21 protein-coding genes are annotated in these 17,627 nt (G+C 63.8%); 8 read left to right on the top strand and 13 right to left on the bottom strand.

The genetic code is table 11. The features are described 5' to 3' along the window. Nucleotides 1-38 precede the first annotated feature (38 nt). Nucleotides 39-3,059 carry an AfsR/SARP family transcriptional regulator gene (locus RAD10_RS27850; protein WP_461620000.1) on the bottom strand — a complete coding sequence of 1,007 codons (3,021 nt, stop codon included), beginning with the start codon at nucleotides 3,057-3,059 and terminating at the stop codon, nucleotides 39-41. 143 nt (nucleotides 3,060-3,202) lie between these two features. Between RAD10_RS27850 and RAD10_RS27855 the strand changes: the two genes are divergently transcribed. Next, entirely contained in the window at nucleotides 3,203-3,493 is a 291-nt protein-coding gene (locus tag RAD10_RS27855; protein ID WP_461620001.1) for a hypothetical protein, read from the top strand. A gap of 284 nt (nucleotides 3,494-3,777) precedes the next feature. Here RAD10_RS27855 and RAD10_RS27860 read toward each other — a convergent pair whose 3' ends face one another. Further along, complete coding sequence (locus RAD10_RS27860) at nucleotides 3,778-4,164, bottom strand: hypothetical protein (protein ID WP_461620002.1); 387 nt, start codon at nucleotides 4,162-4,164, stop codon at nucleotides 3,778-3,780. Between the two features lie 234 nt (nucleotides 4,165-4,398). Here RAD10_RS27860 and RAD10_RS27865 point away from each other — a divergent pair, with 234 nt between their 5' ends. Next, on the top strand, nucleotides 4,399-4,815 hold the full coding sequence (locus tag RAD10_RS27865; RefSeq protein WP_461620003.1) for an SRPBCC family protein: 417 nt from the start codon (nucleotides 4,399-4,401) through the stop codon (nucleotides 4,813-4,815). 147 nt (nucleotides 4,816-4,962) lie between these two features. Here the strand turns inward: RAD10_RS27865 and RAD10_RS27870 are convergent, their stop codons facing one another. From RAD10_RS27870 to RAD10_RS27900, 7 genes are all read right to left on the bottom strand, one after another. Beyond that, entirely contained in the window at nucleotides 4,963-5,328 is a 366-nt protein-coding gene (locus tag RAD10_RS27870) for a GNAT family N-acetyltransferase (RefSeq protein WP_461620004.1), read from the bottom strand. Between the two features lie 198 nt (nucleotides 5,329-5,526). Then, the gene (locus tag RAD10_RS27875) at nucleotides 5,527-6,231 is read right to left on the bottom strand and encodes a GrlR family regulatory protein (RefSeq protein ID WP_461620005.1); all 705 of its coding nucleotides are present in this window, start codon (nucleotides 6,229-6,231) and stop codon (nucleotides 5,527-5,529) included. Between the two features lie 258 nt (nucleotides 6,232-6,489). Beyond that, nucleotides 6,490-6,639, bottom strand: coding sequence for a hypothetical protein (locus tag RAD10_RS27880; protein ID WP_007591825.1), 150 nt, complete (start codon nucleotides 6,637-6,639; stop codon nucleotides 6,490-6,492). 70 nt (nucleotides 6,640-6,709) lie between these two features. Beyond that, nucleotides 6,710-7,531 carry a tetratricopeptide repeat protein gene (locus RAD10_RS27885; RefSeq protein ID WP_461620006.1) on the bottom strand — a complete coding sequence of 274 codons (822 nt, stop codon included), beginning with the start codon at nucleotides 7,529-7,531 and terminating at the stop codon, nucleotides 6,710-6,712. Between the two features lie 32 nt (nucleotides 7,532-7,563). Further along, complete coding sequence (locus RAD10_RS27890; RefSeq protein WP_461620007.1) at nucleotides 7,564-8,247, bottom strand: substrate-binding domain-containing protein; 684 nt, start codon at nucleotides 8,245-8,247, stop codon at nucleotides 7,564-7,566. Between the two features lie 18 nt (nucleotides 8,248-8,265). Continuing rightward, complete coding sequence (locus RAD10_RS27895) at nucleotides 8,266-8,967, bottom strand: GrlR family regulatory protein (RefSeq protein WP_461620074.1); 702 nt, start codon at nucleotides 8,965-8,967, stop codon at nucleotides 8,266-8,268. A 197-nt stretch (nucleotides 8,968-9,164) separates the two neighbouring features. Beyond that, nucleotides 9,165-10,199, bottom strand: a complete 1,035-nt coding sequence (locus RAD10_RS27900; protein WP_091956955.1) for a glutamine synthetase beta-grasp domain-containing protein — start codon at nucleotides 10,197-10,199, stop codon at nucleotides 9,165-9,167. Nucleotides 10,200-10,739: 540 nt separating this feature from the next. Here RAD10_RS27900 and RAD10_RS27905 point away from each other — a divergent pair. Beyond that, a complete protein-coding gene (locus tag RAD10_RS27905) occupies nucleotides 10,740-10,943 on the top strand; it encodes a DUF2735 domain-containing protein (protein ID WP_461620008.1) in 204 nt (67 codons plus the stop codon). 110 nt (nucleotides 10,944-11,053) lie between these two features. Here the strand turns inward: RAD10_RS27905 and RAD10_RS27910 are convergent, their stop codons facing one another. Next, entirely contained in the window at nucleotides 11,054-11,380 is a 327-nt protein-coding gene (locus RAD10_RS27910) for an MliC family protein (protein WP_461620009.1), read from the bottom strand. Between the two features lie 72 nt (nucleotides 11,381-11,452). Between RAD10_RS27910 and RAD10_RS27915 the strand changes: the two genes are divergently transcribed. From RAD10_RS27915 to RAD10_RS27930, 4 genes are all read left to right on the top strand, one after another. Beyond that, on the top strand, nucleotides 11,453-12,196 hold the full coding sequence (locus RAD10_RS27915; protein ID WP_461620010.1) for a tyrosine-protein phosphatase: 744 nt from the start codon (nucleotides 11,453-11,455) through the stop codon (nucleotides 12,194-12,196). Nucleotides 12,197-12,219: 23 nt separating this feature from the next. After that, nucleotides 12,220-12,900: an SDR family oxidoreductase gene (locus tag RAD10_RS27920; protein ID WP_461620075.1), complete on the top strand. Its 681-nt coding sequence runs from the start codon at nucleotides 12,220-12,222 to the stop codon at nucleotides 12,898-12,900. A 100-nt stretch (nucleotides 12,901-13,000) separates the two neighbouring features. Further along, nucleotides 13,001-13,687, top strand: coding sequence for a DUF2161 domain-containing phosphodiesterase (locus tag RAD10_RS27925; RefSeq protein WP_461620011.1), 687 nt, complete (start codon nucleotides 13,001-13,003; stop codon nucleotides 13,685-13,687). Between the two features lie 95 nt (nucleotides 13,688-13,782). After that, nucleotides 13,783-14,088, top strand: coding sequence for a hypothetical protein (locus RAD10_RS27930; protein WP_028144951.1), 306 nt, complete (start codon nucleotides 13,783-13,785; stop codon nucleotides 14,086-14,088). A gap of 81 nt (nucleotides 14,089-14,169) precedes the next feature. Here the strand turns inward: RAD10_RS27930 and RAD10_RS27935 are convergent, their stop codons facing one another. Together RAD10_RS27935 and RAD10_RS27940 are read right to left on the bottom strand one after the other, a co-directional pair. Continuing rightward, nucleotides 14,170-14,781, bottom strand: a complete 612-nt coding sequence (locus RAD10_RS27935; RefSeq protein ID WP_461620076.1) for a GNAT family N-acetyltransferase — start codon at nucleotides 14,779-14,781, stop codon at nucleotides 14,170-14,172. A gap of 167 nt (nucleotides 14,782-14,948) precedes the next feature. Further along, nucleotides 14,949-15,347: a PaaI family thioesterase gene (locus RAD10_RS27940; RefSeq protein ID WP_461620012.1), complete on the bottom strand. Its 399-nt coding sequence runs from the start codon at nucleotides 15,345-15,347 to the stop codon at nucleotides 14,949-14,951. A 117-nt stretch (nucleotides 15,348-15,464) separates the two neighbouring features. On the opposite strand from RAD10_RS27940, the gene RAD10_RS27945 reads away from it, so the two are divergent. Next, the gene (locus RAD10_RS27945; protein ID WP_461620077.1) at nucleotides 15,465-16,244 is read left to right on the top strand and encodes a cobalamin-binding protein; all 780 of its coding nucleotides are present in this window, start codon (nucleotides 15,465-15,467) and stop codon (nucleotides 16,242-16,244) included. Between the two features lie 180 nt (nucleotides 16,245-16,424). On the opposite strand, the gene kynU is transcribed toward RAD10_RS27945, so the two are convergent. Continuing rightward, complete coding sequence (gene kynU / locus RAD10_RS27950) at nucleotides 16,425-17,627, bottom strand: kynureninase (RefSeq protein WP_461620013.1); 1,203 nt, start codon at nucleotides 17,625-17,627, stop codon at nucleotides 16,425-16,427.

A 17,627-nucleotide genomic window follows, 5' to 3' on the forward strand; every position in this document is an offset into this window, starting at 1 on the left:
CACCGGACCACTCATTTCTGGTCAGTCCCGGCCAAACCTTATCGACATTCGGCATTCGATGCGCCCCTCGCGGCCAGCGCGTGTTGGACCTGATTTGCCGCATAATCGACCATCTCGCGGTGTGTCATCGCCGCACCGCGCCGCTTGGCCTCCGCGAAGGCGGCCTCACCCAGCACATCGCGAACGCGGGAGAGAGTATCAGGCAGCTCCTGGAAAAAGCTCGTGGCGGGGATCATTTGGGAAAGGGCGCCGCTGAGAGTGGCCGCGACCGTAGGATAGCCTAGCCGCTCGAACAGCAGAATAAGGGTGGCGGTCGTAAGGGTCGCAAGGCCTATCTCCGTGGATTGGCCCCAGATTTCGAGCATCCGCGGCAGGGTTCGCAGCGTCTTGACCGGATCGCCGCTGCGCACCTGCAACTCCGCGACGGCGGGAATGATGACGATCTCCCAATAGCGGTTACCCGATGTCCTCGCATGAGCCAAAGCCTTCTCTAGCGCATCCAGGGCACACGTCGGATCGGCGTTCCTGAATGCTCTTCCTTTGGAAAACAGCGCGGCGATGAACGAGCTTGGCGTTCTTGCGGTCTCGACCTTCTCCACGATGCCATCGGCGATGGCCATCGCCTCCTCGTGCGCGCCAGCCATCGCCAGGTAAAAGGGAAGCGTCGCCAGGCATTGCCGCTCGCGAAGGTCAGCTGGATGCGCGGCGCCCATACGCGCAAATCTGACGGCGCTTTCGGCATTGCCTTGGCGAGACGCAATCATCGCCAGAACGGAGAACGCCCAGACCGGGGGATCAAAGTTGGCGTTGCCGATCAGCGCTAGCGCTTCCTCGGCATAGAGCGTCGCCTCTTGAACACGTCCCAGGTTCCATTCCCTTTTTGCTGCATAAGTCAGCAGGACGCCGAGCCGGCGATGGCCGACGCGCCGTGCCGCATCGACGATCTCCGTCGGCCAGTTGAGCGGTTCGCTACGCACGCGGAGGAGCGCCATGCTCGGAATCCTGGATGCGATCCGGGCCGCAACGTCGATATCATCCTGGCTGGTCGCCCACCGAAACGCCGCACGCAGATTGTCCACCTCCTGATCCAGCCAGGCATAGGCCATCAGTTGCTGCGGGCTGCGCCAAACCTTGTGGTGCTTCTCCGCATCCTCCGTGAAGAATTGCGCATGGCGAGCGCGAAACACCTCGGTTTCTCCCAGCACGGCGAGCCGCTCCTCGGCAAACTGCCTTATCGTTTCGAGCTGGCTGTAGCGAACTGCATTCCCGACCCGTTTGGCGCTGAGCAGCGATTTTCGTACGAGCGAGTCCAGGAGATAGAGAACATCTGTGACCGCGATGTCGCCGCCGCTACAGACGCGCTCGGCAGCCTCCAGCCCGAAGCCTCCGGCAAATACCGATGCGCGCGAAAGCACGGCCTGTTCGGAAGACGACAACAGGTCATACGACCATTCTACGGTGTGGCGCAGCGTCTGATGTCGCTTCAGGACGCGTCGCGACCCGCCAGTAAGCAAGCGGAACCGCTCATGCAGGCGATCGCGGATCTGTGTGGGACTCATTGCCAGCGTACGCGCAGCTGCAAGCTCGATGGCCAGTGGGATGCCGTCGAGGCGGCGGCATATTTCACAGATGGTGTCGGCGTCACCGTTGAGTTCGAAGCATGGTTCCACGAATCGCGCGCGCTCTACAAACAGCTCCACCGCTGGCGCGTCGATTCCATCGCCACACTCTAGGGGAAGCACCGGATAGGTCCGCTCGCCATCGACCATCAGTGTCTCTCGGCTGGTCGCCAGCAGGCTGACGCGTGGGCACGCTGAAAGGATCTCCCGTACAAGGCCGGCTATTGCATCGATCACGTGCTCGCAATTATCGAGAATGAGAAGGAGACTTCGTCCGGCGAGCGCATTGGCGACGCTTTGCTCGATTGTCTTGCCGGCTTGCTGAGTGATGCCGAAAACGTCGGCGACGGCGTGACCGATCGCATTGGGATCGTCGAAAGCGGCAAGCTCCGCCAGCCATGCGCCATCCGGATAGTTGTCGTGCATCGTCGCCGCAAGCTGGAGTGCGAGCCGTGTCTTGCCGATTCCGCCGGGGCCGGTCAGCGTGATCAGCCGCGCGTCGGAAAGTATCCCGCCGGCTCTGGCGATATCTCTGTCGCGTCCCAGAAAGCTCGTTGCCTGGACAGGCAAGTTCCCCGGCGCAACATTCGCCTTCAGCGATGGGGGAATGCTTTTCTCCAAGACGTCCGTCACCGGCGATCCTTCGCTCCTGGTGGCGGGCCCCTCAGGTACCGCACCGCGCATCATCGAGGTTCGGGGCTGCTTGTGGTTCCACTCTCGCAGGAGATGGCGGTGCAATGATTTGGTCTGCGCGTCGGGCTCGATTCCCAATTCCCTGGAGAGCAGTTCGGCGCAGGTACGGTACTGCCGGAGTGCCGCGCCCTGTCTGCCCTGCCGGGCATACAGCTCCATCAGGGTGCAATGAACACGTTCTTGGAGAGGATCTGCGGCAAGCAGGCGCGTTGCGATGTGAATGCCACGTTCGATCACGCCCGCGGACAGGTGATGATCGAGCAGCTTCGCCATCCCCTCCAAGGCGAGTTCACGGAAACGCTGCCGTTCCGCCGCTGCCCAGTTTTCAAACTCCGGGGCCGCTACTTGAAAACCGTCGAGGAATTCGCCGCGATAGATTCCAATCGCCCGCTCCAAGTTCGCCACGCCCGGTTCCGCAATCAGATCCTCGAACGCCTTAGCATCGATCTCGAGGGCGGTCGGCTCAAGGCCGACGGCGTCCTCCTGAGCGATCAATGCGGCGGGACAGGCGTGCGACAAGGCCTTGCGCAAAAGGCTCAGCGCCTGACGCAGACTGTCGCGGGCCTGCGCCTCATGGTGACCGCCCCACAACAGTGTCGCAAGTTTTGGTCGCGCCTGCGCTTCGCCCGGATGCATTGCCAGATAGGCCAGCAAGGCTGTCGTCTTCTTGGTGACCAGAGGGATGGGCTCTCCGGTGTCCATATGGAGCCGGAAACTGCCGAGGAGCGCGAGGTTTGCCTTCGCCATATCCGCCGGCCCTTTGCTCTGGGCGCAAAAAGTACCCGGTCCGACGATTTTGCGAATTTATCACGCTCGCGCCGACAGGTCCATTGCGGCAGGCCGGTAGTCTGGTTGCGAGGTCAGGGCCACCGCTACCAAGGGAGATCACCATGTTGAACCGTTTGTCGATCGCAGCCGCCGCCGTCCTCATGATGGGCACAGTTGGAGCCAACGCTTCAGAACTGCCGACGTATGAGGTCCTGGGGTTTTCGATTACGCCGCACCAGTTCATGACATTGGGTCCGGCTAACGCGCAACAGGAGACGCCTGTGGTTGGCGTATCGGCGCCGGTCCTGACGCCGCGCCAGGGGACACGCAATGAGCAGACCGCCAGCAGCGGAGGACGCGCGATTACAGCGCTCGCCCTCTCCCCCGTTGTTGCGATCGATCCCGCGCGGTAGATGGTGCTGTCGCGTGGCGGCTAACCTCCAGCAGCCGCCGCGCGGCAGTAGCGCTTCGAGATCGCCGCGCTCCTACCGGGGCAAGCGTCGCCCGTAGCGTGCGCCTGCTAGCCAAGGGCGGCGGGTGGCAGCCAGGCTCGGCACATCCTCAAACCACCCATCGAACACCCAAGGAAAGCTTGCGAAACACCGGGCCATTCGTGAGGCCGGCTCCCCGCGCTTCGTCCCCTCAATGGCGCAATCCCCCCAGCGACTACCAGCTCCGTCGCTTCACCGGCCGGATGTCACTCGGCCGATTTGTCTTGCTTGTGCCGGAAGGGATCGGCGCTGTCATCGTGACCGCTGCGGCTGCTGAAGAACATCAGCGCCATCAGTCCGCATCCGATCAGAAACGAGAAAAATGTGCCAAGGCCTAGCGCGATCCAGCCGTGCTTGCCGATCTCGACCGCGCTGCTGGCATTCCATACCGAAACGGCCCAGACACCGGTCAAAATCAGGATCATGGCCAAGACGGCGAGCAGGAGGATCTGGCCCTTGCTGATGCGTTCCATGGTCACGCCTCCTGGTGCTTGCCGGACCAACAAGCTGCGCCAGAGGCCGTTCCTCGACGCGTCGAGAGCAATTACCGCTTCAGGCACCGGCGTTCTGATCTTCGCCTTCGGCACCACCACCGAATTCGCCACAGATTGTGGTCGTAAGTTTGATCACGATCGCTAGCGGATGGCCAACCCGCGTTCTGATGATACCCATTCGCATTTTTTATGCATTTGGGGCGCGACCATGTCGGCATGGGCTGGTCTCGATCGTCCTCCGGTGGATACTGCTCGCAAGTGCCGTGTATGGACCCGTGCACGTGAAGTGATGTCATCACCTCGAACCGTCAAAGTGAAACTGGAGCAATGCCCATGAGAATTACCGTCGAGACCAACGTAGCCGCCCCCGTCGATCAGGTCTGGCGTGCCTATACGACGCCTGCCGACATCGTGAAGTGGAACGCCGCGTCCGACGACTGGCATACGACCAGGGCTACGGTCGACTTGCGTGACGGCGGCGCGTTCTCGTCGCGCATGGAGGCCAAGGACGGCAGCATGGGTTTCGACTTCGCCGGCACTTACACGAAGATCGTTGAACACAAGCGGATCGAATACGCGTTCGGCGATCGAAATGCCGAAGTTGAATTCGTGCCCGGCCCAAAGGGCATTGTCGTCCGCGTCGTCTTCGATAGCGAACCGACGCACTCGGTCGAGCAGCAGCAAGGCGGTTGGCAGGCGATCCTCGACAGCTTCGCGCGATATGTGGAGGCAAAACAAAACAAGTCGTGAGGTCGTGTGTAGGCAGGAGATGGAGATCCTGACAGGCGTGGTCGGACTTCCGCGGAGTACCTGACGGAAACTGAATAGTCCGCTTGGGATTGCTTGCTGACCTCCGACAGTCGGCGACCGAGGTCAGCCACGGGCCAGAAGATGAAATCAGGTGTTCAGCTTCATCTCGTATTTCACGCCCGTGTCGCCGACGACCGAAAACCCCAATCGTTCGTAAAGTCGTCTTGCAGGATTGTTCTTGAGAACGGTCAAAACAGCCGGCTTGGCCGTCGCTCTCCAAGCCGCCAACCGGTCTTGCAGCACTTCCGTGCCAATCCCCTTACGTTGCTGGTCCGGCGCGATGAAGAACTGAAGCAGACGGACCTCTGTAGAGCTCTCCTGAACTTGTAACCAGCCGACGTCGCTTCCATTAAACGTCACGATCCGGACTTCCGTTAATTTCCATAGTGCAGCAAAATTAGTCCGTTGCTTGCCGTCATCCCACACCATGAGCTGTTCGGTGTAGGGGCGCATTGTCGACAGATACAGTTCGAGCGAAAACTGGCGCCGCGGTCGCCGGCTCCAGATGAATGGTTCTTTTCATGTTCGGCAGAGTAGCACTGACTTATCGTCAAATGTCAGCTTCGGGGTCACTGGCTGACATCGCCGGGCCGACGCATGAGGGCCGCTTCACCTCAGCATCCGGAGGCATCCGCCCTTGAGCAAACATCCTTAAGCCCTTCTCATCAACCTCAGCGAGGCCGCCAGCCGCAAGCTGCGCTTGCCGGCGAGCGCGATGCCTTCGAGCTCGCCGCTATCCTCGTTGCAGGTCCCGGAGAAGCCGATCCCGACCTCATAGCCGCCAAACACGGGGTTCTCGCCCTTCGCCGGCGTGTGTTCCTGGTTGAGCATCTCGCCTTTCCAGCGGCCGTCTGCCGAAGAGTAAGAGCCGAGATAGTAGAAGAACGCATCGCCGCCGAGGATGCGGCCGTCGATCAGCAGCATGACACCGGAGAGCCCTGCATCGACACCGTCGAGCGCGCGCAGACCCATCCCGTAGAGCCCGTTGGCGATGCCGCCCTGCCCGATCGTGCCGCGTGGCGGCAGCGCCCCGTCATCGAGCCGCGTCAGATTGGCCCAGAAGCCCGCGCCCGGCATGGTGTCCGCGCCGCCCGCAAGACGAATCTGGTTGCCGTGCAGCCGGCCGCGTGCGCCGATCCTGGCGACGTCGGCGCCCATCAGCGGCTTGTAATGGGGATCCTCGTTATGTCGCTCGGTGATCACCTCGGCGATGATCTCGCCATCACGCTCGGCATAGGTGCCAAGATGCGCGAAGGCCGAATTACCGCCCAGCATCTTGCCGTCGTGAAGGCACATGATGCTGCGCCCGAACGCATCGTTGACGCCGTATTCAACCTTGTAGAGTCCGTCCAGCAACGCAATGAACCCGCAAAATCGGAAAAGAATCGTAGGCTACCTAGCACTGCTGCCCCAGCCAGGCCATCCGGCTTTTTCGCGCAGGGCCCTTGCGGGGCGTCTCCCCGCCACGATGCCATCATGCTCCTGTTTTGCCCGACCGGTCAAAGCGGATTTCGCAAAATCCGTCGCGCGTAATTCCGCTGCGATTTCAAGGCCCCGCCTACTGTGCATGGGGTTGTTTTCGACATTTTTGTTTTGGCGAGCCTTCATCGCGCGTCAGTGACGCTTGAAATACTGCACCTCGCGCTCGTGCTTCTCGGCGGCCGCACGGCTCCGGAAGGTCCCGAGGTTACGACGCTTGCCGGTCTTCGGATTCACCTTGCGTGAATAGAGGCGGTATTCGCCCGATGCCAGTTTGCGGATCATGATCGCGCTCCGTTGTGTCTTGAGATCAACGGCGTCCACGCGGTTGAGGTTCCGTCGCGTGCGGCTCTGCTCAGAAACACAGCGTGGTGACGAGCTTGCCCTGCTTGTCCTTGATCGCATAGGGGCAGCGCAGCCGCTCCAGCGCCTTCTTGGCGTCCTCGTCGCCGAGCGCGGTGGCGCGCTCGTAATAGGTCTTCGCGGCGTCCTTGTCCTTTGCGCCGCCGCGGCCGCCTTCCGCGAAGGCCCCCATCCGCTCCAGCGCGCCGGGATGGTTTTGCGCCGCCGCCTTCTCGAACAGCGCACGCGCCGCGACGTCGTCCTTCGCACCGCCCGTGCCTTCGGAGAGCATCAGGCCGAGCTGGTACTGCGCCTCCGCATTGGTCTCGGCAGCCTTGCCGAGCAGCGCGCGCGCCTGCGCGGGATCGGCCGGCGCGGCGCCACCTGCGCCGCCGAGCGCAGCAAGGTTGCTGACGCCGCGGGGGTTGCCTGATTGCGCCGCCTTCTCGAACAGCTTTCGCGCCTGCGCCTCGTCCTTGGCAATGCCGGAGCCGGTGCCATAGGCAACACCGAGCTCGACCATCGCCGCGCTCGATCCCTTGTCGGCGGCCTTGCGCCAGGCGGCGATCGCCTCCGCCGTCTGCCGGTTGGCCGCGTAAGCGCGGCCGAGCGCGAACATCGCGCGGCGCGAGGACGGCGCGGCCTGCTTGCAGAACCTGATCGCCGTCGCGACGTCGGAAGACGCGATCTCACTCACGCCCCTCACATCAGCCGGCTTGTCGGGATCGCTGGGATCGGCCGCGACCCGGTCGCACAACACGAGATCGGCCGATTGCGCGCGCGCCGCCAAGGGCGCGGCGAGCACGAGGACGATGGCAAGGAGACAAGTCCGCATGGTCGTCACGTTGCGTCCCCGCCCCGGCAAATTCAAGGCTCGAGTCCCGATTGACGCAGGACGGGTACGACCTCGGGCGATGCCAGATAGCGCAGCAGCCGGTCCGCGGCGTCGGCATGCTTCGCCCCTGCCATGCGGCCGGCGGAGAACACCGCCAGTGTCTGCAATTCGTGCGGGATCGGACCGACCACCTCGATGCCGCCAACCTGCTTCAGCTCGCTGATCTGCTGCACGGCGAGGTCGGCCTCGCCGCTGACGAGACGCTCCGCTGTAAAGCCCTGCTCGACGATGGTGGCCTTTGCGTTGATCTCGGCTGCGATCCCCATCCGCACGATCAACTGGGCGAAGTAGACGCCGCTCGCGCCCAACCGCGAATAGGCAATGGACCGCGCTGCGAGCAGCGTCCTGCGCAGCGCCGCTTCGCTTCCGATATCGGGATGCGCCTGCCCTGCCCGCACCGCAATGCCGACATAGGAACGCGCCAGATCGGCCGCGCTCCCGGCGAGCACGCGGCCCTCCGCGATCACCTCGTCCAGCCCTTCGCGCGTGAGGATCACGAGATCGGCGGCCTCGCCGTCGCGCAGGCGCTTCAGCAGAGCGAGCGTCGGCGCGAACTCGGCGTCGATGCGGACGCCGGTTGCGGCTTCGTACGCGGACGACAGGCTGCGCATCGCACCCATCAGGCCGAGCGTCGAGAGCATGCGAAGGTTTTCCATGAGCTGCTCCCGTCGCGATCAAGCGCGATGCATCAGCTTGAGCGCGGCGGTCAGGCGCAGGCTGCGCTTGCCGGCAAGCGCAGTCGCCTCCAGCACCGCCTGCTCCGCATCGTAGCTGCCGGAGAACCCAATGCCGACCTCGTGGCCGCCGAAAACCGGGTCATCCTTGGCCGGCGTGTGCTCCTGGTTGAGAATCTGGCCCTTCCAGCGGCCGTTCGCGGCGGTGTAGCTGCCTAGATAGTAGAATGCCGCATCGCCGCCGAGAATGCGGCCCCGGTTCAGCAGCATCACGCCGGTGAGGCCGCCGTCGAGACCGTCGAGCATGCGCAGGTGGATGGAGTAAAGGCCGTCGGCGATGCCGGCTTCGCCGACGCCACCGGCGATCGGCACCTCGTCTTCCGTGATCGGCGTCATCACCGACTGGAAGGGGATGCCGGGCAGCTCCTTCAGCTCGCCCTTGAAGCGATAGAGGTCGCCATCCGCCCAGCCCTTGGCGAGCAAGGTCGCATCGTCGGTGCCCGCCATGGCGCGGTAGTTCGGATCGGGGTTATGGCGGACGGTGCTGATCACGACGTCGACGCCGCTGTCGGTCTTCTCGTAGGTGCCGATATGGGCGAAGGCCGAATTGCCGCCGAGCATCTTGCCGTTGCCGGCATGCATCACGCTCCGGCCGACGGCGTCGCCGAGCTGAAATTTCACCTTGTAGAAGCCTTCAAACACCAGCCGTCCCCGGCCCTGCGCGCATCCTGCGGGCACTCTATCCCGCTTTGGGCTGGTATGGACAGGTTTCCCGCGATGCAGCCCTGCGCGTCACGGGAATGGCGGTCATCAAGATGCTAAAAATCCGCCGGAGCCTTGCAGCTCCGGCGGATTGAGAGCCAACCCGGGCCAGCCCCCCAGCCCGGGCCGGGAGGATCTTAGGCCGCGGCCTTCTTGTCGGCCGGCACGGAGGCGATCGTCTTCAGGATCTGCGAAGCGATCTGGTATGGGTCGCCTTGCGAGTTCGGACGGCGGTCTTCCAGATAGCCCTTGTAGCCGTTGTTGACGAAGGAGTGCGGCACGCGGATCGAGGCGCCGCGGTCGGCAACGCCGTAGCTGAACTTGTTCCACGGCGCGGTCTCGTGCTTGCCGGTCAGACGCTTGTCATTGTCCGGGCCGTAGACGGCGATGTGGTCCATCAGGTTCTTGTCGAAGGCGGCCATCAGGGCCTCGAAATACTCCTTGCCGCCGACCGTGCGCATGTACTCGGTCGAGAAGTTGGCGTGCATGCCGGAGCCGTTCCAGTCGGTGTCGCCGAGCGGCTTGCAGTGGAATTCGATGTCGATGCCGTACTTCTCGGTGAGGCGCAGCATCAGATAGCGGGCCATCCACATTTCGTCAGCGGCCTTCTTGGAGCCCTTGCCGAAGATCTGGAATTCCCACTGGCCCTTGGCGACTTCCGCGTTGATGCCTTCATGGTTGATGCCGGCAGCGAGGCAGAGGTCGAGGTGCTCTTCGACGATCTTGCGGGCGACGTCGCCGACGTTCGAATAGCCGACACCGGTGTAGTACGGGCCCTGCGGCGCCGGATAACCAGCGGTCGGGAAGCCGAGCGGACGGCCGTCCTTGTAGAAGAAGTATTCCTGCTCGAAGCCGAACCAGGCGCCTGCGTCGTCAAGAATGGTGGCGCGCTTGTTGGAGGCGTGCGGGGTCTTGCCATCGGGCATCATGACTTCGCACATCACGAGCACGCCGTTGGTGCGCGCGGCGTCCGGGAAGACGGCGACCGGCTTCAGCACGCAATCGGAGCTGTGGCCTTCGGCCTGCTGGGTGGAGGAGCCATCGAAGCCCCAGAGCGGAAGCTGCTCGAGCGTCGGGAACGACGCGAATTCCTTGATCTGAGTTTTGCCGCGCAGGTTCGGAGTCGGCGTATATCCGTCGAGCCAGATGTACTCGAGCTTATACTTGGTCATTGAGCCTCTCTGTAGATGATGCGAAAGGTTGGGGGCCTGGCGGCCCCCGAACGTTTTGTACCCGGCCATCATCGGCCGGCCCTTTACAAGCATTTAACGTGCCAAAAGGCCGCAGCGCGGGAGGTTCTCCACCGCGGCCGTCCCCTGCCCGGCGTCGACGCGATGTCGACGTCGTCGTGCGTCATAGCGGCGCACCTTTGCGTGTAGCTGCACCGCAAAAATCCCGCGAAAAACGCCCGATTCTGAAGCAGGCCGGCCGGTGCCGGAGGTTGCCGATGAAACGCGCATCAACGTTCGGCAATTTTCGTAAAGCTCCACGCCCCTGCCTAGCAACCTTTGGAATGGCCCAGCCGTTAGCCACCGACACCGTGCCTTAGGGGATGCATCAGGCCACATGCCTACAAATTGGGCGGAAACTGATTTCGTTTTCAGCACTTTGCATTTCGGGATGCGCGGCCGATATGGGGATTCCAGTAACCACAATCGAACGAGTCGGGCGCACCATGGAGGCCAAGGCGCTTCGACCAAGGAGAAATCGTAATGATGAACAATGGTCTGAGTCACGGATCGGCAACGATCTACCAATTCCCTGTCGGGGGCCGTGCGGCTCTCGCGGGACGCCGCTATGGCGAAACCCGCCCTCCTGCCGATCATGCTTCGCTTCCGGCGAACGTCTCGATCTGCAGCGACAGCTGGTACCACCAAGAGGCAGTCGACGACGCCAAGCCGAAATGGGATCGCTGATGCCTATGGTCGGTTTGAAACCGCCGCGCTCTCGCAGGCGCCCGGCGGCAGCTCGAAAAGGGTCGAAACAGCGATGTTTCGGCCCTTTTTGATTCCAGCTGCCTTCCCGGCTAGATCCCGGGCTTTTCGATCACCGCGCATGCCGTGACCGGCCGCCTCAGATGCTTCACCGTGGTGGATCCCGTCTTGGGAATCGTCAGGGTGACCCCCGCCCCCGAATAGCGTTTTCCGGCGACCGACAGCCGCTTGGCGAGCGTGACCGGCTCGCCGTCGATCTGGAGAAAGGCCCGCTTGTCGGCGTCATAAAATGCAACGATGAACTGCGTACCATCCGCACAGCGATAGGTCTGGAACGTCTGCGCTTCAGTCTGCCGCGCACTGGTCATTCCAGCTGCCAGCATGGCGGTCGTCAAAAGAATGGCCTTGTGCCGGCCCATGATCGCCCCCTGTAATAGCTTTCAAGGACGCCCCCTCGTGCGTCCAATGGAACCATAACCGAAGCCGATCCCATGTCAGATTCCCCTTCCCGTCACCTCGCCCTGCAAGGCGCCAGCAATTTTCGCGATCTCGGCGGCTACCCGACCACCGACGGCCGCACCACGCGCTGGCGGCACATCTTCCGCTCCAACCATCTCGGCCAACTCACCGCCGCCGATATCGAGATCGTCAGGGCGCTGGGGGTGCGGAGCGCTTTCGATTTCCGTGGGGTTGAGGAGCGCGCGGCCGGCATCTGCGTTGTCAGCGAGATCATGGTGCATTCGCTGCCGATCGAGCCGAGCGTCGTGGCTGCGCTGCATACCGAACTCGCGAGGGGCACGCTGACTGCACCGGTCGCGCTGGAGCTCATGCGCGAATCCTATCGCAACTACGTTCGCCACCACACGAACAGCTTTCGCAACCTGTTCGGCCATCTCCTGGAGGACCGGGCGCCGCTGGTGATTCACTGCACGGCGGGCAAGGACCGCACCGGCTTTGCCAGCGCGCTGATCCTGCATGCGCTTGGCGTACCCGACGAAATCATTGCGGAGGACTACCTGCTCACCAACCAGCATTACAAGCGCGATGCGACGGCCGCCTTCGACCTGCCCGAGGACGTACGCAATGCCATCGGCAGCGTCGAAGCCTCGTACCTTGCCGCGGCATTCGAAGCCATCGGCAGTGAACATGGCGATCTCGAAACATATTTGCGCGACGCCCTCAAGCTCGGCACGGCGGAGCGGACCGCGCTGAAGGCGCGCTATCTGCAATCATAGACAGCCGTGCCCGGAGAACGATGATGCAAGACAAGGTCCTGATCGTGACAGGCGCACACGGCGCGCTCGGCAAGGTGGTTGCGGAGATCGCACGGTCGCGCGGCGCGCGCGTGGCCGGCATCGATCACGCGCCATCGCAGATTCCCGCAACACCCGAGAGCATCGAGATCGGCGGCGTCGACCTGTCCGAGGCGGCCCAGGCGAAGACGGCAATTGATGCGGCGGCCAAGCATTTCGGCCGGCTCGATGCGCTGATCAACATCGCCGGCGGCTTCGCCTTCGAGACCGTGGGCGATGGCGACGTCAAGACCTGGCAGCGCATGTACGCACTGAACGTCCTGACCGCGCTCAACACGTCGCGCGCGGCACTGCCGCATCTCGCAGCGTCCAGGGCCGGCCGCATCATCAATATCGGTGCCATGGGCGCGCTCCAGGCAGGCTCCGGCATGGGGCCCTATGCGGCCTCGAAAGCGGGCGTGCATCGCCTCACCGAAGCGCTGGCCAGCGAGTGGAAGGGCGAGGTCACCGTCAACGCCGTGTTGCCGTCGATCATCGACACCACAGCCAACCGAGCTGACATGCCGAAGGCGGACTTCTCCAAATGGGTGACGCCACAGGAACTCACCGAGGTCATCCTGTTCCTCGCCAGCGATGCGGCCAGCGGCATCACCGGCGCGCTGATCCCGGTCGGAGGACGGGTGTAAACGCGTTGCGTTCGGATCCTCCTGCGCGGCAGCTCTGATTCAATCGGACCCCAGAAGGCTCTAAACTGCCCGCAACTGATTCTCCGACCGGACGTCCCCTTTGGAAACCGCGCTTTACCTCCCCGTCAAACGCTTCCTCGAAGAGCTCGGCTTCACCGTGAAGGGCGAGATCGGCGGCTGTGATCTCGTGGGCCTCAGCGCCGGCGATCCGCCCGTGGTGGTGATCGGCGAGCTCAAGCTTGCCTTCAATCTCGAACTGATCCTCCAGGCGGTCGACCGCGCGCCGGCCGGCGACGAGGTCTGGATTGCGGCGAAGATGTCGATCCGGGGCAAGGGGCGCGAGAGCGATGCGCGCTATCGCAATCTCTGCCGCCGCCTCGGCTTCGGCATGCTCGGCGTGACCGATCGCGGCCAGGTCGAGGTGCTGGTGAAGCCGCCGACGGCGGCGCCGCGTCGCGAGCCGAAGGTGCGGTCGCGTCTCGTCGCGGAACACCAGCGCCGCCAGGGCGATCCCGTGCTCGGCGGCAGCACCCGCGCACCGATCATGACGGCCTATCGGCAGCAGGCTCTGGCCTGCGCCTCGGCGCTCGCCGACGGGCCGCGGCCCGTGCGCGAATTGCGCGAGCGCTGCCCTGACGCCGGCAAGATCTTGCTTAACAATGTGTATGGCTGGTTCGAACGGGCCGACCGGGGAATCTACGGGCTCACCGAGGCCGGACATGCCGCCCTGAAGCGCTGGCCGCAACAACGGGTTGAGATCGACGCCGGTGTCGCGTCACCGCCCTGACACCCGACCGGTGCATAGCTGAGATGCCACACTAATTTCATATTGCAATGCAACATTTGCGGCACTAGGTATCCCGGCATCAAAACGAGGCCGTTATGAGCGCAGACTGGAATACCAAATATGGCACGCGGCGCGTCCGCCATGATCCGCCCACCCTGGACGAGGCGATCTTCGCCGCCGTCGGCATCACCGACGATCATGAGCAGCAGGCCGAGATCGCCGCAGCTCTGATGGGGATGCCGCTTGATGTCGTGCAGGCCGAGGTCAAGAAGCAGGCGCGCACCAACAGCCGCATCACCGCCACGCGCGTGATCGCCGGCGAACAGGGCGCACAGCGGTCGGTGGTCGTCGAACGCCGCGTCGTCCGCCGCTTCAGCGCCGCCACACGCACTGGCACCTAAGGGGGCTTCATTCCCTGCTCCCAATACGAAAGCGGACCGGTTTTGCCGGTCCGCTTTTTGATTCCCGACAGTTTCCTGAACTCAGGCGGCGCGCTGGCCGTACATGCTGGAGATGATCTTCCAGCAGGTCGAGTTGAAGCTGAGCAAAGCGCGGCCGGCCCTGAACGGCGAGGCCGCGAGATCGGCGAGTTCGGCCTCAGGCGTCTTGGCGAGGTCGATAGTGCCAGTCGATTCGCCGTGGCGGAAAGCCAGATGCGCGCCGAACTTCCTGGCGAGCGCCCGCATGGCGTGATTCTCGGCGCCCGTGGTGATGCGCAGGCTCTTATAGCCTTTCCAGCGCGCTTCAGCGATCAGGCGGCTGAACAAGACCGTGCCGACGCCCTGGCGGCGCGCGGTGGCTTCCACACTGAAGGCAACTTCAGGCAGCGAACCATCTTCGGGCGGATGCAGCTCGGCAGCACCACGGACCACGCCGTCGACGATATAGGCGACGATCACGGTGCCGTCCTCGGCGCAGCGGGCGGCGTAACGCTCGATGAATGAGTCGTCGAGAAAGCCGTTAAAGCGGTCGTGCCGACTTCCGGCATCGAGCCGCAGCAGATGATCGCGCAGGAGCGGCAATTCTTCCTGCTGGCTCAAGGTCCGCACATAGCCCGGAACGTGGGTTGTGCGGGTGGTGGCCTCAAGGGCCAAATCTTCGAGTGACAAGTCAAAACTCCTCTTGGTGTCCCTCGAGGAGGCGTTCGAATCCCTAGGTCCCCTATATTGTGCATCGCAACATCTTTTGCAAGACGAGGACCTGCCCAACTTAGAGGCACGGGAGACGACCAATTCGTTAATAAAATCAACGCCCCGTAGTCTTACAGGACCAGCTGGGTCTGGGTGACAAGGGCGACCAGCTTGCCGTCCTCGGTCTCCAGCCGGGTGGTCCAAACCTGGGTCCGCCGGCCCCGATGAACGGGGGTTGCGGTCGCGATGACCGTGGTTCCCTCCTTGGCCCCGCCGATGAAATTGGTCTTGCTCTCCAGCGTGGTCGTGCCCTTGGCGTCCTCAGGCAGGTTGATCACGGTCGCGGCCGCACCGACGGAGTCGGCCAGTGCCATCACCGCGCCGCCATGGATGGTGTGATGCAGCGTGCAGAGATCGGGACGGACCATCATGCGCGCCACCACCCGGTCCTTCCCGGCCTCGACGAACTCGACGCCCTTCAGCTCAGCGAACGGCATCTTCATCGCTTTAAGTTTCTCGAGCGGCGTCATCAAAAGTCCTCCCAATGGATTGTTGTCCCAGCGTGAATTGCTTCGGGCGGCAAAGCAATGACGTCAGAGGTAATGGCCGCCGTGACATCGCCGCGGCATTTGCGCATATGGAGCGCCATGCGCCACTTCCCGCCACGCCGCATCGTCTGCCTGACCGAAGAGACGGTCGAAACACTGTACCTGCTCGGCGAGCAGGACCGCATCGTCGGCGTGTCCGGCTACGCCGTCCGCCCGCCCCAGGTGCGGCGGGAGAAGCCGCGGGTATCGGCGTTCGTCTCCGCGGACATTCCAAAAATCCTGGCGCTGGAACCGGACCTTGTGCTGGCCTTCTCCGATCTCCAGGCCGGCATCGTCGCCGATCTCGTCCGCGCAGGCATCGACGTCCACGTCTTCAACCAGCGCGACGTCGCCGGGATTTTGGCGATGATCCGCACGCTGGGTGCGCTGGTCGGCGCGGCGGAACGCGCAGAGGAACTCGCGCAAGGCCTTGAGCGGCGCCTTGCCACGATCGCCGCGACACCCCGCCCCTCGCTGCGGCCGAGAGTTTATTTCGAGGAATGGGACGATCCGTTGATCTCTGGCATCGGCTGGGTGTCGGAGTTGATCGAGATCGCGGGCGGAACGGACATCTTTCCGGAGCTGAGACATCAGCAGGCCGCGAAGGATCGCATCGTTGCGGCGGAGGCGGTACGCGAGGAAGCGCCCGAAATCATCCTCGCCTCCTGGTGCGGCAAGAAGGTCGTGCCAACCCGCATCAAGCAGCGCGACGGCTGGAGCGATATCCCCGCCGTGCGCGACGATCGTATTGTCGAGATCAAGTCGCCGATCATTCTGCAACCGGGACCGGCGGCGCTGACGGACGGGCTGGATGCGATTGTGACGGCGTTGTGGGGATGAGCGCTAATAGCGCGGCCACCGACACTCTCGTGTCCCGGACGCGCTGCAACGCCCCCAGGGTTGCTGCGCAGAGCCGGGACCCATCTCGCGACGGAGCACGGTGCGGGGATGGGCCCCGGCTCTGCTACGCATCACGCCGCAAGTGCGGCGCGCCGCGCTGCGTCCGGGGCACGGCTTCCCTCACGTCACCGCATTCACGACCTGATATTCCGGCCGCCGCCAGACCTCGCCCGCGATCACCTCCTCGATGATCTCGGCCGCCCGCACGATCTCGCTCTCACCAATGTACAGCGGCGTAATCCCGAACCTCATGATGTCAGGCGCGCGGAAATCGCCGATGACGCCGCGGGCGATCAGCGCCTGCATCGCTGCGTAACCGCCCTCGAAGGCGAAGGAGACTTGTGAGCCGCGGTGCTCATGCGCGCGCGGGGTGACCAGCTTCAGAGACGGACAGCGGCGTTCGATTTCGGCGATCAGCAAGTCACCGAGCGCCAGCGAACGCGCACGGACCTCCGCGATATCGACGCGGTCCCAGATGTCGAGCGAGGCCTCCAGCGCCGCCATCGCCAGCACCGGGGGTGTCCCGACGCGCATGCGTTCGACGCCACCAGCGGCCGCATAGCCAAGCTCGAATGCGAAGGGTTTGGCGTGGCCCATCCATCCCGACAGAGCGGCACGCGCGCTGTCGGCGTGGCGTGGCGCGACATAGAGGAAGGCCGGCGCGCCGGGGCCGGCGTTGAGATATTTGTAGGTGCACCCCGCCGCCAAATCGGCGCCGCAGCCGGCAAGATCGACCGGCAGCGCGCCGGCGGAATGCGCGAGATCCCAGACCGTGACGATGCCGAGCGCATGCGCCTTTGCGGTCAGCTTCGCCATGTCGTGACGCCGGCCGGTGCGGTAGTCGACCTCGGTGATGTAGAGCACCGCGACCTCCTCCGAGAGGGCGGCGTCGATCTCCTCCGGCGCCACCAGACGCAATTGATGGCCGCGCCCGAGCGTGGCGATCAGGCCTTCGGCCATGTAGAGGTCGGTCGGGAAATTGCCGGTGTCCGACAAGACAACCTTGCGGGACGCGTTCATGTCGAGCGCAGCAGCCAGCGCCTGGTAGACCTTGAGCGACAGCGTGTCTCCGACCATCACCGAGCCGGCTTCCGCACCGATCAGCCGCGCAATGCGATCGCCGACATGGCGCGGCTGCGCATACCAGCCTGCACTGTTCCAGGCGCGGATCAGCTCATTGCCCCACTCGGTCGTGATGACGCGATTGACGCGCTCGGCCACCCCCAGCGGCAGCGCACCGAGCGAGTTGCCGTCGAGATAGATCACGCCTTCAGGCAGATGGAACAGCGCTTTGGTGTCGTCATAGACGCGATATCTGGTCAT

The organism is Bradyrhizobium sp. 23AC, assembly GCF_054863025.1.

Coding starts and splice junctions, on each gene's coding strand:
- RAD10_RS27850 (WP_461620000.1), bottom strand. CDS start 3,059: ATGGCGAAGGCAAACCTCGCGCTCCTCGGCAGTTTCCGGCTCCATATG.
- RAD10_RS27855 (WP_461620001.1), top strand. CDS start 3,203: ATGTTGAACCGTTTGTCGATCGCAGCCGCCGCCGTCCTCATGATGGGC.
- RAD10_RS27865 (WP_461620003.1), top strand. CDS start 4,399: ATGAGAATTACCGTCGAGACCAACGTAGCCGCCCCCGTCGATCAGGTC.
- RAD10_RS27870 (WP_461620004.1), bottom strand. CDS start 5,328: ATGCGCCCCTACACCGAACAGCTCATGGTGTGGGATGACGGCAAGCAA.
- RAD10_RS27880 (WP_007591825.1), bottom strand. CDS start 6,639: ATGATCCGCAAACTGGCATCGGGCGAATACCGCCTCTATTCACGCAAG.
- RAD10_RS27885 (WP_461620006.1), bottom strand. CDS start 7,531: ATGCGGACTTGTCTCCTTGCCATCGTCCTCGTGCTCGCCGCGCCCTTG.
- RAD10_RS27890 (WP_461620007.1), bottom strand. CDS start 8,247: ATGGAAAACCTTCGCATGCTCTCGACGCTCGGCCTGATGGGTGCGATG.
- RAD10_RS27900 (WP_091956955.1), bottom strand. CDS start 10,199: ATGACCAAGTATAAGCTCGAGTACATCTGGCTCGACGGATATACGCCG.
- RAD10_RS27905 (WP_461620008.1), top strand. CDS start 10,740: ATGATGAACAATGGTCTGAGTCACGGATCGGCAACGATCTACCAATTC.
- RAD10_RS27910 (WP_461620009.1), bottom strand. CDS start 11,380: ATGGGCCGGCACAAGGCCATTCTTTTGACGACCGCCATGCTGGCAGCT.
- RAD10_RS27915 (WP_461620010.1), top strand. CDS start 11,453: ATGTCAGATTCCCCTTCCCGTCACCTCGCCCTGCAAGGCGCCAGCAAT.
- RAD10_RS27920 (WP_461620075.1), top strand. CDS start 12,220: ATGCAAGACAAGGTCCTGATCGTGACAGGCGCACACGGCGCGCTCGGC.
- RAD10_RS27930 (WP_028144951.1), top strand. CDS start 13,783: ATGAGCGCAGACTGGAATACCAAATATGGCACGCGGCGCGTCCGCCAT.
- RAD10_RS27940 (WP_461620012.1), bottom strand. CDS start 15,347: ATGACGCCGCTCGAGAAACTTAAAGCGATGAAGATGCCGTTCGCTGAG.
- RAD10_RS27945 (WP_461620077.1), top strand. CDS start 15,465: ATGCGCCACTTCCCGCCACGCCGCATCGTCTGCCTGACCGAAGAGACG.
- kynU (WP_461620013.1), bottom strand. CDS start 17,627: ATGACCAGATATCGCGTCTATGACGACACCAAAGCGCTGTTCCATCTG.